The following is a 16,265-nucleotide window of genomic DNA, read 5'->3' on the forward strand; positions in this document are numbered from 1 at the left end:
TAAAGACTATATACGGGCAAGAGAGATGTTGGCAAGCTTGGTCGCACTGAAGCCTGCACCATCACTATCAAGCATCGCCGCGCCAGGCCGCACGCAAGTTTCTGCCACATGACTTTCATACCAGACCGACAGCACTATGGACAGGCAAAAGCTGATGACCATGAAAAGCAATGCCCGCCACAGGCCACGCCATTTACTGACACCCGGCCAGGTGGCGAAGATGGCGGCACCAAAGAGCATTACCAGCCATTGGTAGCCAACGGAAATCAGGCCCAGATCGCCAGATGCTATTGTCATCCCGGCACCGGGACTTTGTGCGCAGCCTGCCTGGTGCAAATAGTCGATGGCGCGCATCAGGAAGTAAAGCATCAGGCAAAAAAACAGCGCCAGCCTGATCCAGGAGGCGAGGTGCTTTTGCCTGGGGTTTTGTTGAACTTCGGCTGAGTTTGTCATTAGAGCAGGCCAGGGTTTTCTTTTGATGCTGATCCTCGTCTCAGGATTTCATCGCCTGAGAATGAACTTGCTGCGGGCAATTCAAATCAATGATGCCGCGTTGCAGGGCCAGCACGGCGGCGTGGGTGCGGTCGCTGGCAGTCAGTTTTGCCAGAATGTTTTTGACATGGGCCTTGACGGTATCTTCCGAGATGGTCAGGGAGAGGGCGATGCGCTTGTTGGATTTGCCATCGGCCACCAGCTTCAATACTTCTACCTCGCGCTTGCTCAAGGCATCGCCGCTGGCGGGCGAGATCAGTTCCATCGCAATGTCGTTGGGGATGCAGCGGCGGCCACTATGCACCTGGCGCACGGTGTCGAGCAAGTCCTTGCGCAACATGCTCTTGAGCAGGTAACCGGCGGCCCCGGCCTTGACGGCGCGCAGGGCGCGTACATCGCCTTCATAAGTGGTCAGGATGATGATCCTGGCTTGTGGGAACTCCTGGCGTATGGCAATGGTGGCGTCGATGCCATTCATGTCCGGCATCTGGATATCCATGAGGGTAACGTCAGGGCGCAAGGCGCGGTAACTGGCCAGTGCTTCATTGCCATTGGTGGCTTCACCCGCCAGGCGCATGTCTGGCTGGCTTTCAATAACGCTGGCGATACCCTGGCGAAACAGGGGATGGTCATCCACTGACAAGATAGTGATTGCTGCGGTCGATTCGCAATGTTCCATGATTCCTGTTTGCAAAATGGACCTGGGAGCCGGGCTTTCCTTGAGAGGGCATGCCTTGCATCCGCAGTATTTGTTAAATAGTGCAATATAGCATCGTTTTACAAAACTGGTATTAGCGCTCCCTAAATCCCGCCGAGTCAGGCGCACCAGAGCCTGCAGGCTCGCTGTCAATTACCCGTAAGGGGCATTGCATGTTGTTGCCGCTGGCACGACATTGCTCACCTCCCTCACACAAAACCAGGACGCCATGTTGATTGCAGCCTATCGGGTATGCAGCATGCCTGGCATGCCACATCCTTTCTATGACGCGATGTTGCCCTGGCCTTCGACGCTGGCTTTGCTGGCGCTGAGCGCAAGCATCTATTACCTTTGCCAGGCAGGCATGTCGCGCGCCACGGCCCTGAGCCAGCGGCGGCTGCACGACAATCATGCGCTTGAGGAAATGCACGACACCCTGATACAGGGCGTGCAGGGCCTGATGCTAAGCCTGCAAGCTACGGCCAGCCAATTACCTGGCGAAGGGCAGGGCCGTGCGCAAATTGAAGGCCTGCTTGATGAGGCCGAGAACTTGCTGGCGCAAGGGCGGCAAGCCATGCAGGATGAGCAGCGCATCGCCCAGCCCGGCAGCGGACTGGAGCAAGCACTGGCTGAATTGGCTTTCAGCCTTGCGGCAAGCAGCCAGGTCTCATTTTGCCTGAGCATCAGCGGGCATGCTTTGCCCATCACAGTGGCCGCGCGCAATACCATCTATCAACTGGCACGTACAGCGATGATCAATGCTGCTTTTCATGCGCATGCACAAAGGGTGGAGGTGGAACTCTGCCACGCCCTGGATAGCCTGGGACTGCGCATCCGTGATGATGGCCGGGCGTATGCAAGAGTTGGCCCGGCTACGATGGACAAGCATGGCTATCCAGGTGTGCAGCAAATGCTGGCGCAGGTCAGCATCCTGCAATCACGGCTGGAAATCTGGAGTGCGCCAGGGGCAGGGACCGAATGGTCGCTGAGCCTCGGCAGCCCAGTGGCGTCTGGTCAGCAGTTTGCCAAATCTCGGTTAAGCAGTACCTGCCGTTTCCTGCAAAAGCTGCTGTACCGGCATTAGTGGGCGATTGGCGTGTGTTGTTGTGTTGATGGCTATCCAAAAACTACCCGAAATGATTAGTTGCCTCCCCCGCTTTAGAGCGATGTGCAATTTTTGCCATGTCCATACACTTTGCTCTATCTCATGGCTCGGCTAGCAGTTGTTTGCGGCTGAGGTATGGCCCCTTATTGATGCAATTGGAGAAGTTCATGGAAACCAAAGACAACGGCATGGCAATTGACCGTCAGCGGCGCAAGGTCTTGCTCGGCGGCGTTGCTACCGCCACCACCGCCGCTTTCGGCCTGCCTTTCGTGGCCATGGCAAGCCCAGCCGACCAGGCAAATCAGGCAACACAGTCAACGCAGTCAACAACAGCAGCAGCCCACTTTCACGGAGAGAAAAAAATGGCTTACTTCAAAACCAAAGATGGTACCGATATCTATTACAAGGACTGGGGCTCAGGTCAGCCCGTCGTTTTTTGCCATGGCTGGCCACTGAATTCTGATAGCTGGGAATCGCAAATGATCTTCCTGGCATCACAAGGTTTCCGCTGCATCGCTCATGACCGCCGTGGCCATGGCCGCTCCAGCCAACCCTGGGATGGCAATGACATGGATCACTACGCCGACGACCTCGCTCAATTGATCGAATTGCTGGACCTGAAAAACGTCGTCCTGTTTGGTTTCTCCACTGGTGGTGGCGAAGTGGCGCGGTATATCGGCCGCCATGGTACCAAGCGCCTGGCCAAAGCTGGCCTGATCTCGGCCGTGCCGCCTTTGATGTTGAAGACAGATACCAACCCGGGTGGTTTGCCGATGTCGGTGTTTGACGGCTTGCGTGCCGGTTCACTGGCTAACCGTGCGCAACTGTATCTGGATGTGGCAGGCGGGCCTTTCTATGGCTTCAACCGTCCTGGTGCCAAAGTATCGCAAGGCCTGGTGTATTCATGGTGGGCACAAGGCATGCAGGCAGGGCACAAGAATACCTATGACTCCATCAAGGCATTCTCGGAAACTGATTTCAGGGAAGATCTCAAGAAATTCGATATCCCGACCCTGATCGTGCATGGTGATGATGACCAGATCGTGCCCATCGATGCTGCTGGCCGTGCATCTGCCAAGCTGGTCAAGAACTCCAAATTGCTGGTCTACGCAGGTGCGCCGCATGGCTTGACAGATACCCACAAGGACCAGTTCAACAAAGACATGCTGAACTTTATCAAGGGCTAGTCAAGGCTCAATCGCAGCTAAACCGCCGCTAAACCGCCGCCAGCGCCCGCCATGCAAAGACTCTATTCCATGTTCCCGGCTGGCCGCGCCGGGGCAGGTTTGTTGATACTGCGTGTGGTCGTGGCCTTGCAGCTTCCTGCGGTCAGTGCCTGTTGTGCCAGGCCAGCAATGGCCAGCTGGATGGAGTTGCTGGCACAGGGACTGGCGGTATTGCTGTGCATAGGCATATTGACGCCGCTGCTTGCCTTGTTGTGCGTGGTGATGGCGGGGTTTTGCCTGTTCAGTTTGGGGCAGGTTTTTGTGCCAGTACTTGCCATCGTCATGGCGAATGCAGTGGTGCTGGCCTTGCTGGGTCCTGGTGCCTATTCACTGGATGCAAAATTTTTTGGGCGTCGTCTGATAGTCCAGAGCGATACCAGGTCATGAGTTTCATGAGTTTTCGCTAAGTCTGCAATCAATACTATTGAGAGGAGGGCAAGACCATGTTTGGACTGACGACTCTGGGTATTTTTCATACCGCCATCAGCCTGCTTGCCGTGATCGCTGGCTTGCATGCCCTCTGGCGCTGGCAAGCCATAGACACTCGCAAGACTGGCGGTAAAGTCTATCTGGTGACGACAGTGATTTCCTGCCTGACTGGCCTGGGCATATTTGCCCACGGTGGTTTTGGCAAGCCGCATGCACTCGCCCTGATCACGCTGGTGGTGTTGGCAGTGGCCGTGCTGGCGCAAAGCAGTTCTGTGTTTGGCCGTTTTTCGCGCCGGGTAGAGGTGCTTAGCTATTCACTGAGTTTCTTTTTCCACCTGATACCCGGCATTACCGAAACCAGCACCCGTCTGCCGCTGGGCCATCCCTTGCTCAACAGCCCCGAGGCACCAGCGCTAAAAGCCTTGTTTGGCCTGCTGTTCATCGTTTTCCTGGCGTGCGCAATCTGGCAAGCCAGACGCACGAAGTAAAAGTAGTCCCTCATTCATCCTCATTTTCAGAAAGAACACATCATGCCTATCGCCAAAGCAGAACCAGGTAAAGCCCTGTTGAACCCGACTAACCACACCCTGATCATGATAGATCATCAACCGCAAATGGCCTTTGCGACAAAATCCATCGACCTCGTGGCCTTGCGCAATAACGCCGCCATGGTCGCCAAGGCCGCCAAGGAATTTTCGGTTGCTACCATCCTGACCACGGTGGCCGAGAAATCTTTTTCCGGCCCCATCTTTGAAGAAATCAAAAACGTTTTCCCGGATGAAAAAATCGTTGACCGCACCAGCATGAACACCTGGGAAGACAGCCGCATTGCCGAACTCGTCAACGCCAAGGGCAAGGACAGGATAGTCCTGGCTGGCCTGTGGACATCAGTTTGCATCGTTGGCCCGGCTATCTCGGCGCTGGAACAAGGCTTTGAAGTGTATGTGATTGCGGACGCTTGCGGAGATGTATCCGCAGAAGCCCACCAGCACGCCATGGAACGCATGTTACAAATGGGCGCACGCCCGATGACATCGCTGCAATACCTGCTTGAATTACAGCGTGACTGGGCGCGTGGTGAGACTTACAATCAAACCGTGGCGACAGCGATTACCCATGGTGGTGGCTATGGCCTGGGCTTGATTTATGCGAAGAGCATGTTCAATGCCAGTGAAGCGCATTAATCTTTGACAGGCATTTGTTTTTCTTGATCCGGTGACTGAAAAATCACCGGATCAATGATGATTTTCCAAGAGGTAACCACCATGAACGCAAACAACGCAGACCTGATACTCCACAACGGCCAGTTCCACACGGTAGACCGCAGCCAGCCACTCGCTAGTGCTGTCGCCATCAAGGACGGCAAGTTCCTGGCGGTGGGTGATACAGAGAGCGTCATGCGCTTCAAGGGCGACAATACCCAAGTCATCGACCTGCAAAAACGCTGCGTCATCCCCGGCTTGAATGATTCGCACATCCACCTGATACGCGGTGGTCTCAACTACAATCTTGAATTGCGCTGGGAAGGCGTGCCCTCGCTGGCCGATGCCCTGCGCATGTTGAAAGAGCAGGCGCTACGCACGCCGCAGCCGCAATGGGTGAGGGTGGTAGGTGGCTGGACTGAGTTCCAGTTCGCCGAAAAGCGCATGCCCACGCTGGATGAAATCAATGCTGCTGCGCCAGATACGCCAGTGTTTATCCTGCACCTGTACGACAGGGCGCTGCTCAACCGCGCCGCCTTGCGGGCAGTGGGTTATACCAAGGATACACCCAACCCGCCCGGTGGCGAAATCCAGCGCGATGCCGCAGGCAACCCTACCGGCATGCTCATCGCCAAACCGAATGCGATGATACTGTACGCCACCCTGGCCAAAGGCCCCAAACTGCCGCTGGACTTGCAAGTCAATTCCACCCGCCAGTTCATGCGCGAATTGAACCGCCTGGGTTTGACCAGTGCCATTGATGCCGGTGGCGGCTTCCAGAATTATCCTGAAGACTATGCCATCATAGACCAGCTTGCCAAAGAACAGCAACTGACCATACGCATCGCCTACAACCTGTTTACCCAGAACAAGGGGCAGGAGCTGCAAGACTTTGAACGTTGGACCGACATGGTCAAGCCCGGCGATGGCAGCGATTTTTATCGCCACAATGGCGCGGGTGAAATGCTGGTATTTTCTGCCGCCGACTTTGAAGACTTCCTGGAGCCACGCCCCGACCTGGCCGCAGGCATGGAAGATGAGCTGGAAAAAGTCGTGCGCCACCTCGTCAGCCAGCGCTGGCCTTTCCGCCTGCATGCGACTTATGATGAATCCATCAGCCGCATGCTCGACGTGTTTGAAAAGGTCAATCGCGACATCCCCTTCGATGGCCTGCACTGGATGTTTGACCATGCCGAGACAATTACAGAACGCAATATAGAACGCGTGCGCAATCTCGGCGGTGGTATCGCTATCCAGCACAGGATGGCTTTCCAGGGTGAATATTTTGTCGAACGCTATGGTGCTGACGCGGCCCGTGCGACGCCACCTGTTGCCAAGATGCTGGAGATGGGCGTGCCAGTCGGCGCAGGCACCGACGCCACCCGCGTCGCCAGTTACAACCCCTGGACTGCGCTGTACTGGCTGGTCTCTGGCCGCACCGTAGGCGGCTTGCGTCTGGCCAGCGTCAATGCGCAATTGTCACGCGATGCCGCGCTGGAATTATGGACACTGGGCAGTAGCTGGTTCTCGAATGAGCAGGGCAAGAAAGGCCAGATCAAGGAAGGTCAGTTGGCAGACCTGGCAGTGCTGTCTGCCGATTATTTCAGCGTGGCAGAAGAGAGTATCAAACACATAGAAGCGTTACTCACCATCGTCGATGGCAAGATAGTGTATGGCGTGGCAGAATTTGGCCCCTTGTCACCACCTGCGATTCCGGTGCTGCCAGACTGGTCGCCCGTCACCAAGATCAGCGGGCATTATCGTGCAGTGACAGCTACGCAAAAAACGGCATTGCCACATCAGTGCCGTGGCGCTTGTGGCGTGCATGTACACAGGCATGATGTGGCACGTGGTGCGAATGTACCGGTCTCTGATTTTTCAGGGTTCTGGGGTGCGCTGGGTTGCAGTTGTTTTGCTTTTTAAGAGAGTAGCAACATGCGTTATTCAAAAATTTTGCTGGGCCTGGTTATCTCCTTTGTTACTGGTGCAGGCTGCAACTTGCTGCACATCCCCGTGCCATCTCCGCCGGTATTGAGCGGGGCTTTTCTGGTGTTTACCATGAGCCTTGGCTATTGGCTGGTGGATCGTTACACCCAGGCACAGGAAGCAAAACACAAGGCCTTGTGTGGCGGCCATGCTTTAGAGAATACAGAAAACAAGAAAGAGGCTTGAGATGGATATCGCCATAGGGGCATTACTGGGTCTGGCTATCGGCGGTTTATGTCGCTGGCTGGATATTCCTTCGCCTGCACCGCCAACGCCCATCGGTGCTCTGCTGGTGGTAGCCATGACGGTTGGTTATCTCGCGGCTGGGCAGTTCGCCTGAAAGGCATTACATGAGTACGATGAATTTTTTCCAGCGCTTGTCCATGCCCGCCAAACCTGATCTGGGTTTGCTCTTCCTCAGACTGGCAGGTGCCTTCATGCTCTTATATGTGCATGGCTTGCCCAAGCTCATGCATTACAGCACCGAGCTGACGCATATCGATGACCCCATGCATCTGGGCCGCGCCCTCACGCTGTGGCTGGCATTGCTGGCAGAAATTGCCTGCCCGCTGCTGATTGCTGCAGGCATCTTGACAAGGCTGGCTTGCCTGCCCATCATCTTCTTGCTGCTGGTGTCCATGCTGGCAGTACACCCGGACTGGAGCATAGCCGAAGGCCAGTTTGGCTGGCTCTTGCTGATCATCTTCAGCACCATCGCCCTGGCCGGGCCGGGCGCATATTCATTGAGCAAGGGCAAAGCCGCATGACGAGCAAACACACACTGGGCATTGCTCTGGGTTTTACCGCAGGCTATGTCGATACCGTCGGCTTTGTCGCCCTGTTTGGCTTGTTCACCGCCCATGTCACTGGCAACTTTGTGCTCATCGGCAGTGAGCTGGCCCACCCCAGTCATGGTGTGCTGATCAAGTTCCTGGCTTTCCCGGCATTTATCCTGGCCGTGGCACTGGCCCGCATCGTCGCCGTCAGGCTTGAGGCCAGCGGCAAATCCGCAGCGCGTGCCTTGACGGGCATGCAGTTATTGTTCTTGCTGTTGTTCATGCTGCTGGGCTGTTTATCTACGCCCGTGCAAAGCACTGATGCCATCTTGCCCCTCGTGGCAGGCATAGCCGGTGCCGCCGCCATGGGCGTGCAAAACGCCGCCAGCCGTCTGGTATGGACAGAGCTGGCACCCACCACCGTCATGACCGGCAATGTCACCCAGATCGTGATTGACCTGGTGGACATTCTCAGGGGCAGTGCAGTCGCGGGCACCAAAGCCCGGCTGTGGAAATTCTTGTGGCCGGTACTGGCTTTTGGTGTGGGGGCAGTAGGAGGGGCGTTTGCGTATATGTATGCGGGGTTTTTTGCATTGGGTTTGCCGGTGGTGATTTTGTGTTTTGTGTTTGGGTTGGCTGAGTGAGGTTGAAGCCTGCGCCTTTGAGCACGTGTTTCGCAGGAGCGGCTTTAGCCGCGAACATTTAGCCTCGTAGGTTGGGCTACGCTTTACCAGCCCAACACTCGGCGCTTAAATAACGTATACGTTTATCAACCGCACAGTGTTGGGCTGATACACCGTAGCCCAACCTACGTATCTACCCACCCACATTCACCCAACCTGTATTAAAAACACAACGCCATTCCCACCCTCACTAAAATATTTCCCTTGATTGTTAAAAACTCAAGAATCAGGAGTATAGTGAACTTGGTATTATAAAAAATGCATTCAAAAATATAAACAGCCAGCAACCCTGCATGGCTGCGCCCAGCTTGATCACACCCCCACTTTCTTGAAATGGAACAGAGATGAAAATCCTTTCTATGATAGGCGGTAGCCTCGCCCCCATGCTACTTTTGCTCGCTGCCCAGGCCCATGCAGCCCCGGATAATGCGGCAGTTGCGCGTTGTGAACGCACCATTACTGCGGACGTGGTGGCGATAGAGCAGGCCATGATGATTAACCGCCTGGGCACCTCACAACCGGGCGGCATGGTGTATGCGTTGCGGGGTGACGTGGTTGCTGCCCACGGTAGCACGCCGGGGCCGGGCAATGCGCAATTGCGGCCAGGCAAGCGCCCGCGGCCCATGGTCTTGCGGGCGAATGTGGGTGACTGCCTGGTGGTCCATTTCCAGAACTGGCTCAATCGGCCTTATTCCAATTCCAACCCACCTGCGACGCGCAATGCATCGGTGCATGTGGCCGGTATGGAGCTGGTGCGGACCATCAGCGATGACGGCGGCTTTGTAGGTAATAATCCGGTGTCTGCAACAAACTATGCGAGTGGCATTATCCAAACTGGCAAAGCCATCACCTATCACCTGTTCGCGGCAGAAGAGGGCAGTTTTCTGCTGTACAGCCTGGCCGGGCAAGAGCAATTGACATATGGCCTGTTTGGTTCCGTCAATGTGCAGCCACGTGGGTCGGAATGGTATCGCAGCCAGGTCACGCAAGCTGAGATGCAGCAGGCATCGGGCACTGGGCCTACCGGTTACCCGGTGATCAATTATGATGCGCTCATACCCGGCAGCAGCAAGCCGGTATTGAAAATGCTGGATGCAAGAAATAACATTGTCCATAGCGATCTGACGGCCATCATCACCGGGCCTAACCATGGCCCCTTCACCGTTAGCGGCACACGCAATCCGTCTTATCCCAATCCAGAATCACCCTACCGTGAAGTGACGGTGATGTACCATGAGTCGTTCGCGCTGGTGCAGGCATTTTCTCAAGTGGCGGACTCAAATAATGTGCTCAGCGGTGCCAATGATGCGTTTTCCATCAATTATGGTTCAGCAGGCATTTCTGCCGAAATTCTCGCCAACCGGCTCAAGGTCGGGCCGACTGCTGATTGCCCCGAATGCAAATTTGAAGAATTTTTCCTGAGCTCCTGGGCGGGTGGTGACCCTGCCATGGTGGTCGATAACCCAGCCAATCTGACGTGCTCGCCCCAGCCTTGCAACACACCCAAAGCGACCGTGGCGTTCTACCCGGATGACCCATCGAATGTGTATCACACTTACCAGGGTGACCGCGCCCGTTTCCGCGTCTTGCATGCGGGCCAGGGTATCTTCCACGTCCATCATCACCATGCACATCAGTGGCTGTATTCGCCAGACAGTGATACCAGCAGCTATCTCGACAGCCAGACCATAGGCCCAGGTTCATCCTATACCATGGACCTGGTCTACGAGGGCAGCGGTAACCGCAACCTGACGCCGGGCGACTCTATCTTCCATTGCCATTTCTATCCCCATTTTGCCAGCGGCATGTGGGCCTTGTTCCGCGTGCATGATGTGCTGGAGCTGGGTACGCCTCTTGACGCAGATGGCAAGCCCAGGGCCGGTTCAAGGGCGCTGCCTGATGCCGAGATTTTGGCCGGTACGCCCATTCCTGGTTTAGTGCCCTTGCCAACCCGCGCCATGGCACCATTGCCAGCGCCAGTGCATATCGATAAAGGCCAGGTCAAAGTGACTGGCGCGGGCAACCCTGGCTATCCCTTCTTTGTACCGGGTGTCGCCGGGCACCGTGCGCCGCATCCACCAAATGATTTTGCGGTGGAAAATGGTGTGGCCCTGAATGGCGGCTTGCCACGCCATCTGATTACCGGCGGCACGATTACCATCGATAAATACACGCAGACTGACTTTACCAAGGAAATGGGCCGCATCAATGCCATAGAATTACCAGAGCAGGGCACCGCCACAGAACAGGCGGCCATGAGCATGCATGAGCAGAAATCAGTCGCCACCAGGTTGCCCGACGGCAGCCCTGCGCAGTTTGCCATGAATGGTTTGCAGCGTGCGCCCGGCGCACCGTTTGCCAACCCTGCCAGAGGTGCTACCGTCACGCCGCCAGTGCGCATCTACAAGGGTGCTGCCATGCAGACTGACGTTGTGCTCAATAAAAAAGGCTGGCACTTCCCGCAGCAACGCATACTGGCTTTGTGGCAGGATGTGAAACCGATATTGAATGGTGACAAACCGCCAGAACCCCTGTTCTTCCGCGCCAACAGCAATGACGTGGTTGAATACTGGCACACCAATCTCGTGCCCAGTTATTATGAGCTGGATGATTTCCAGGTGCGCACTCCGACCGACATCATCGGCCAGCATATCCACCTCGTGAAGTTTGATGTGCTTGCCTCTGATGGCGCGGCAAATGGCTTCAATTATGAAGACGGCACCTTCAGCCCGGACGAAGTGCGCGCCCGCATCGATGGCATCAACCAGGCTGGCGGTATTGCGGTTAATGGAAAGCAAGTCAGGCTGACACCCAAAGCCATCGCCACCTTTGGCAATGGCCCTACACCGGGCAGCATGCAATGGGTGGGCGCACAGGCCACGGTGCAGCGCTGGTGGGTTGACCCCGTGATGGATAAGCAAAAAGCTGACCGCACCCTGCTGACCGTTTTCACGCATGACCATTTCGGCCCCTCTACCCACCAGATGGTGGGCCTGTATGCCGGGCTGGTGGTAGAACCCACGGACTCACGCTGGACTTCAACTGATGGCCGTATCTTGTTTGGCAACCGCAATGATGGCGGCCCTACCAGTTATGCCGCCAACATCGTGCCGCGCCAGGGCAAGGCATACCGTGAATTTGCGCTTGCAGTGGCAGACTCACAATTTGCCTATCTGCCAGCCAGCCGTAGCAGCTTTGATTGCTATCCCGGCCAAGACCCGATATATAGCGGTTGCAAGCGCAGTGTGAATGGCACTTACACCGGCTGGGCTGATCCGCTTAATGGCATCAACTGCGTTGACTGCTTGCCAGTGGCAATCAGCAATCCGGTCAATCCACCGATTCCACCTATTGCGCCTACCACCAAGCCCAGTATCATTGGTGGTTTTGGTGTCGGTGTATCGGTACTCAACTACCGTAATGAATCCCTGGCTTTGCGGGTGGCTGCAAATAGTGGCACAGTCAATTCAGGTACTGACCTGGCGCGGTCTTACAGTTCCATTTTACGTAATGATGTACAACTGAACGTGCAGCCTGTAGGCGGTGCCAACATCAATCCACGTTGCGTAAAAACTGCCACGAATAATTGCTTTACTTTCCCAAGACAGCCAGTCAGTGCGCAGATGGGCGGCACCGATCCTTTTACGCCTATCTTGCATGTCTATGAAAATGACCCCGTGCAATTGCGTGTCATCGATGGTGCACTGGTGGGCAACCATACTGTTACCGTGAATGGCAACAAGTGGTTATTTGAACCCTTTGACAGTAACTCTGGTTATCGCAACAGCCAGACCATGAGCCTGTCCGAGCATTTTGAAACCCTGTTCACCATCCCGCAAACCGGCAAGGCGCAGTCGCTGGATTATCTGGTCAACACCAGCAATGCCTATGACGGCAATGTCAGTGGTGCCTGGAGCCTGATGCGCAGTTATAACAACCAGGTGTCGTGGCTCTCACCTTTGCCTGGCAATTCCAGCATCAGGCCGGTTGCCACTACCATGCCCAACCTGCCCACTGATTGCACTGCGCGTGGGCCATGCGTGCGCCAGTTCAAGGTATCGGCCACGACCATACAGCAACTGCTGGGCCCAAATCAGCAACTGCTGTATAACAACCGGCGCGTCAAGAATCCGAATGACCCGAATGACCAGTTGGCCCTGAGTGACCCCAATGCCATCGTCTATGTGCAAGACCAGGACCTGAACCCTAACGGCACCCTGAAAGCCGGGCTCAATATCGAACCACTGGCCTTGCGCGCCGCTGCTGGCGATGTCATCCGGCTGCAACTGACCAACCGTGTCAATGCCAGGGCTGCTGTATTTACCACGGCTGAGTCGGCAGCACGCCAAATACCAACGAGCTTTACCGCTGCCTATGCCAACATCAATCTGCTGCCTTCTACCCAGGCAGGCTTGCATCCGCAATTGCTGGCGATGGATGTCAGTAATGCAGATGGCATGAACGTCGGCAACAATCCAGTACAAACCGTGGCCGCCTGCAACCCTGCACCTTGCACCGGCACGCCGCCATCCATCATCTATACCTGGTATGCTGGCACCCTGCAAAACGAGAACGGCATCACCCGCGCCACGCCGGTAGAATTTGGTGCCCTCAACCTGGCACCTGCCGACCCGTTGATGCAGGCTTACCATGGCCTTTTTGGCGGCATGATCATTGAGCCAATCGGCGCGAAATGGCAAGACGATCCAGGCACGCATATTTCCAGCACGGTGTCGCCTGCGGTGGGCAAGCTTTTCCGTGATTTTGCGGTCTTCATGCAAACGGATATCGCCATGCAATATCAGGGGCAATCACTGTACAGCGCGGGCTTGCCTTTGATGGCAGTCAACTACCGTACCGAGCCTTTCTTTTATCGTTATGGTACCAAGACCAATTTGAAACTGGCTGCTATCGACACCACTGCTGAGGTATCAAATACTCTGGTGAATGGTGATCCACAGACACCTGTCTTCCGCGCCAATGCAGGCACGCCAGTACGCTTCCGCCTGTTTGGCCCGCTTGGGCTGGCAGATAGCCTGAATGTGTTTGAGCTGACTGGTCACCAATGGCAGTTTGAACCTTATGCTGATAATTCTACGAGGATAGGCAGTAACCCGGCATCACTATCGACGGGCACGCAGTCCGGCTATGGCACGACATCGCATTTTGATGTTGTCGTCGATAAGGCTGGTGGTGCATTCTCGGTACCAGGCGATTACCTGTACCGTAGCTGGCCCAATGGTCAATATAGTACTGGTGGCTGGGGCGTGTTCCGCGTCAGCCCTGCTCACACTCGTGCTGCCGGAGCAGTTGCAGCGGCAACAACGGCAACAGCAACAGTGCAGGAAGTGTTTGCTGATGTCGTCGTGATTGACAAGGTCGTGTCCCTTGAGGGTATTCTGGAAGTGACAGGCAGTGTTACGGTGCGCCCTGGTGGTGTGCAATGGGAGCAGGCCGACTCTGTCACCATCGTGGCAGACGGCAAAGAACTGGGCAAGGTCGCAGTTGACCAGTCAGGCCGCTGGCAATTCAAGGCCAACGTAGCAACGCCCGGCATGCTGGAAGCGCGCTCTTCTTTTGGTGGCCTGGCGCAGCACAGAGCGGCAGCGACTATCTTGACCGCCACCAATGCGATCGAGGCGATAGACAAACAGGCCGAACCACCCGTGCTGCCACTGCAAAAAATTGAACGACGGAAGCGTTGATGGGGTACGCCATACTTAGCAAACTTGCCTATGCACGCAATCGCTGGCATCAAGCCCTGGCTGGGCTGATGTTGGCGACTACTCTGGCGAGTGCGCAGGCAGCTATTTTTGCAGGCAGTGCCATTGCAGCATCGGTACCAGAAGGTAGCACCACAGCAAATCAGGTAATCAAGGATGGCGTCTCCTTGCAACTGGACATGTCACAGTCCATGCAAGAAGGGGCAGAAGCCCGCTTCACCCTGAGCCTGCGCGATGCCGCAAGTGCCAAGCCCATCCGCAATGCACGACCTATCGCCTGGGTCGATGGGCAAGGTGGACAAACCCAGGCAGGAGAAAGCAGCGAGCAGGCTTGCCGCCGCAAGGTCGCTACCTTCATCGGTGGCGATTTGCTGCATGCACCCGCGCTGAGTCTGAATGCCTATTATGTGCTGGCCCTGAACGAAGATAACTCCATCTCCGTCATCAATCCACAAACCGGCTTTGGTGGCTCCAAACTGTTGACCATGGTGATACTGCATGGGCCAGGGCAAGACTGGTTGCTGACGCCTGAGCAAAACCTGTGGGTCAGCCAGCCGCAAGTGCATGAGGTGGCGCTGGTAGATACCCGCAACTGGCAAGTCAAAACCCATGTACCCGTGCCTGGTCATCCGGGCCAGATGGCCTTGCGCCCCGGTGCACAGCAATTATGGGTATTGACTGACGATGGCGTGACAGTACTGTCCGCAATCAATGGCCAGGTGCTGGCAAACATCAAGACAGGGCAGGGTAGCCACAGCATCGCCTTCAGTGATGACGGCAAGAGCGCATTTGTCAGCAATGCCGCAGACAATAGCATCAGCCTCATCGACGCAGGCAGCCTCAAGAAAACTGCTGAGCTTGCCGGTGGCAGCAAGCCTGTCGCCATGGCATGGTCATCCAGGGCGCAACTGCTGTATGTCGCGCATGAAGGTGACGGCCAGATTATTGCCTTTGATGTAGCAGGCAAACAGGTGGCCAGTATCAAGGCGCTGCCAGGTATCTCCACCATCCGCTTTGCACCGGATGGCCGCTATGGCTTTATCCTGAACCCGCAAAAAAACAAACTTGATTTGCTCGATGCTGCGACTAACCAGATCGTGCAAGGCGCAGACATCACGCATGGGCCAGACCAGGTCACGTTTTCTGATCGCATGGCTTATATACGCCGTCGCCATAGTGAGATCATGCAACTGGTGCCGCTTGATGCAATAGCACACAACATACAAGCCGGGCAAGCACTGGCGCTGGCATCCGTCAGCAATGGCCAAAAAGCCTTGGACCAGGGACGCAGCGCGGGCAGCCTGGCAGACACCACGGTGATGGTGCCCAATGGCGCAGCCGCTCTGCTGGCCAACCCGGCTGACCGTACCATCTATTACTATCAGGAAGGCATGAGCGCACCCGCAGGCAGCTTCCGCAATTACGGCCATGAACCGCGCGCCGTGCTGGTGCTGGACCACAGCCTGCAAGAACGCCAGCCCGGCCTGTACCAGGCCAGCGCGCGCTTGCCCAAGGCGGGTAATTACCAGGTGGTGTTTTATCTCGATTCACCCAAGATGCTGCATTGTTTTCCAATCACGGTGCAGGCTGATCCCAGCAAGCCACCTGCAACACCTTATGCAGTGACACTGGCGGGAGCTGCACCTGCCTTGACTAAAGGTGAGAGCCAGAACCTGCAATTCGTCATCCGCGATGCAGTCAGTGGCCAGCCCAAGACCGGCATCCCTGATTTGCAGGTCTTGCTGTTTAATACAACAGGCAATCAACAACTGCAGCTGGATGCGCATGAACAAAAAAATGGTGACTATGGCATCAGCTTTGCGCCTTCCGTCAGCGGGCATTACTATGTCTACTTCCAGGCAGCATCGCTGGGCATGAGCTGGAACCAATCGGCACGACTGGTATTGACGGTGAAATAGAGATTTACTGAATCGGAACCAATATGA

General features: G+C 55.8%; 14 protein-coding genes. 12 read left to right on the plus strand and 2 right to left on the minus strand.

Annotated elements, in window-relative coordinates:
- Positions 1-6: 6 nt before the first annotated feature.
- Both ACO0LD_RS18920 and ACO0LD_RS18925 read right to left on the minus strand, forming a co-directional pair.
- The gene (locus ACO0LD_RS18920) at positions 7-453 is read right to left on the minus strand and encodes a hypothetical protein (protein WP_423009615.1); all 447 of its coding nucleotides are present in this window, start codon (positions 451-453) and stop codon (positions 7-9) included.
- A 40-nt stretch (positions 454-493) separates the two neighbouring features.
- The gene (locus ACO0LD_RS18925; RefSeq protein ID WP_423009617.1) at positions 494-1,171 is read right to left on the minus strand and encodes a response regulator; all 678 of its coding nucleotides are present in this window, start codon (positions 1,169-1,171) and stop codon (positions 494-496) included.
- Between the two features lie 214 nt (positions 1,172-1,385).
- Here ACO0LD_RS18925 and ACO0LD_RS18930 point away from each other — a divergent pair, with 214 nt between their 5' ends.
- The 12 genes from ACO0LD_RS18930 to ACO0LD_RS18985 all read left to right on the plus strand — a co-directional run bounded on the left by ACO0LD_RS18930 (position 1,386) and on the right by ACO0LD_RS18985 (position 16,238).
- Entirely contained in the window at positions 1,386-2,273 is an 888-nt protein-coding gene (locus ACO0LD_RS18930; RefSeq protein WP_423009619.1) for a sensor histidine kinase, read from the plus strand.
- 188 nt (positions 2,274-2,461) lie between these two features.
- Entirely contained in the window at positions 2,462-3,481 is a 1,020-nt protein-coding gene (locus tag ACO0LD_RS18935) for an alpha/beta fold hydrolase (protein WP_423009621.1), read from the plus strand.
- A gap of 51 nt (positions 3,482-3,532) precedes the next feature.
- Positions 3,533-3,907 carry a hypothetical protein gene (locus tag ACO0LD_RS18940; RefSeq protein ID WP_423009623.1) on the plus strand — a complete coding sequence of 125 codons (375 nt, stop codon included), beginning with the start codon at positions 3,533-3,535 and terminating at the stop codon, positions 3,905-3,907.
- A 56-nt stretch (positions 3,908-3,963) separates the two neighbouring features.
- A complete protein-coding gene (locus ACO0LD_RS18945; protein ID WP_423009625.1) occupies positions 3,964-4,437 on the plus strand; it encodes a hypothetical protein in 474 nt (157 codons plus the stop codon).
- 42 nt (positions 4,438-4,479) lie between these two features.
- Positions 4,480-5,133 carry a hydrolase gene (locus ACO0LD_RS18950; RefSeq protein WP_423009627.1) on the plus strand — a complete coding sequence of 218 codons (654 nt, stop codon included), beginning with the start codon at positions 4,480-4,482 and terminating at the stop codon, positions 5,131-5,133.
- A gap of 81 nt (positions 5,134-5,214) precedes the next feature.
- Complete coding sequence (locus ACO0LD_RS18955; protein WP_423009629.1) at positions 5,215-7,074, plus strand: amidohydrolase; 1,860 nt, start codon at positions 5,215-5,217, stop codon at positions 7,072-7,074.
- Positions 7,075-7,086: 12 nt separating this feature from the next.
- Entirely contained in the window at positions 7,087-7,323 is a 237-nt protein-coding gene (locus tag ACO0LD_RS18960; protein WP_423009631.1) for a DUF1427 family protein, read from the plus strand.
- A 1-nt stretch (position 7,324) separates the two neighbouring features.
- Complete coding sequence (locus tag ACO0LD_RS18965; protein ID WP_162060251.1) at positions 7,325-7,477, plus strand: DUF1427 family protein; 153 nt, start codon at positions 7,325-7,327, stop codon at positions 7,475-7,477.
- Positions 7,478-7,487: 10 nt separating this feature from the next.
- Positions 7,488-7,904 carry a DoxX family protein gene (locus ACO0LD_RS18970; protein WP_423009633.1) on the plus strand — a complete coding sequence of 139 codons (417 nt, stop codon included), beginning with the start codon at positions 7,488-7,490 and terminating at the stop codon, positions 7,902-7,904.
- Positions 7,901-8,557 carry a YoaK family protein gene (locus tag ACO0LD_RS18975; RefSeq protein WP_423009635.1) on the plus strand — a complete coding sequence of 219 codons (657 nt, stop codon included), beginning with the start codon at positions 7,901-7,903 and terminating at the stop codon, positions 8,555-8,557. The genes ACO0LD_RS18970 and ACO0LD_RS18975 overlap by 4 nt, the downstream gene beginning before the upstream one ends.
- Positions 8,558-8,940: 383 nt before the next feature.
- Positions 8,941-14,301 carry a hypothetical protein gene (locus tag ACO0LD_RS18980; RefSeq protein ID WP_423009637.1) on the plus strand — a complete coding sequence of 1,787 codons (5,361 nt, stop codon included), beginning with the start codon at positions 8,941-8,943 and terminating at the stop codon, positions 14,299-14,301.
- Positions 14,301-16,238 (plus strand): YncE family protein, encoded by a 1,938-nt coding sequence (locus tag ACO0LD_RS18985; RefSeq protein WP_423009639.1) that lies wholly within the window; start codon positions 14,301-14,303, stop codon positions 16,236-16,238. Before ACO0LD_RS18980 ends, ACO0LD_RS18985 begins: the two co-directional genes overlap by 1 nt.
- The last annotated feature ends 27 nt before the right edge of the window (positions 16,239-16,265 follow it).

Origin of the sequence: Undibacterium sp. Ji83W (genome assembly GCF_049340385.1) — a bacterium.
Lineage (GTDB): Bacteria > Pseudomonadota > Gammaproteobacteria > Burkholderiales > Burkholderiaceae_D > Undibacterium.

Excerpts from the sequence above, each read along its gene's own strand:
- ACO0LD_RS18955 (WP_423009629.1), top strand. The coding sequence starts at position 5,215 with ATGAACGCAAACAACGCAGACCTGATACTCCACAACGGCCAGTTCCAC.
- ACO0LD_RS18985 (WP_423009639.1), top strand. The coding sequence starts at position 14,301 with ATGGGGTACGCCATACTTAGCAAACTTGCCTATGCACGCAATCGCTGG.
- ACO0LD_RS18960 (WP_423009631.1), top strand. The coding sequence starts at position 7,087 with ATGCGTTATTCAAAAATTTTGCTGGGCCTGGTTATCTCCTTTGTTACT.
- ACO0LD_RS18920 (WP_423009615.1), bottom strand. The coding sequence starts at position 453 with ATGACAAACTCAGCCGAAGTTCAACAAAACCCCAGGCAAAAGCACCTC.
- ACO0LD_RS18945 (WP_423009625.1), top strand. The coding sequence starts at position 3,964 with ATGTTTGGACTGACGACTCTGGGTATTTTTCATACCGCCATCAGCCTG.
- ACO0LD_RS18975 (WP_423009635.1), top strand. The coding sequence starts at position 7,901 with ATGACGAGCAAACACACACTGGGCATTGCTCTGGGTTTTACCGCAGGC.
- ACO0LD_RS18925 (WP_423009617.1), bottom strand. The coding sequence starts at position 1,171 with ATGGAACATTGCGAATCGACCGCAGCAATCACTATCTTGTCAGTGGAT.
- ACO0LD_RS18935 (WP_423009621.1), top strand. The coding sequence starts at position 2,462 with ATGGAAACCAAAGACAACGGCATGGCAATTGACCGTCAGCGGCGCAAG.
- ACO0LD_RS18950 (WP_423009627.1), top strand. The coding sequence starts at position 4,480 with ATGCCTATCGCCAAAGCAGAACCAGGTAAAGCCCTGTTGAACCCGACT.
- ACO0LD_RS18940 (WP_423009623.1), top strand. The coding sequence starts at position 3,533 with ATGCAAAGACTCTATTCCATGTTCCCGGCTGGCCGCGCCGGGGCAGGT.
- ACO0LD_RS18980 (WP_423009637.1), top strand. The coding sequence starts at position 8,941 with ATGAAAATCCTTTCTATGATAGGCGGTAGCCTCGCCCCCATGCTACTT.
- ACO0LD_RS18965 (WP_162060251.1), top strand. The coding sequence starts at position 7,325 with ATGGATATCGCCATAGGGGCATTACTGGGTCTGGCTATCGGCGGTTTA.
- ACO0LD_RS18970 (WP_423009633.1), top strand. The coding sequence starts at position 7,488 with ATGAGTACGATGAATTTTTTCCAGCGCTTGTCCATGCCCGCCAAACCT.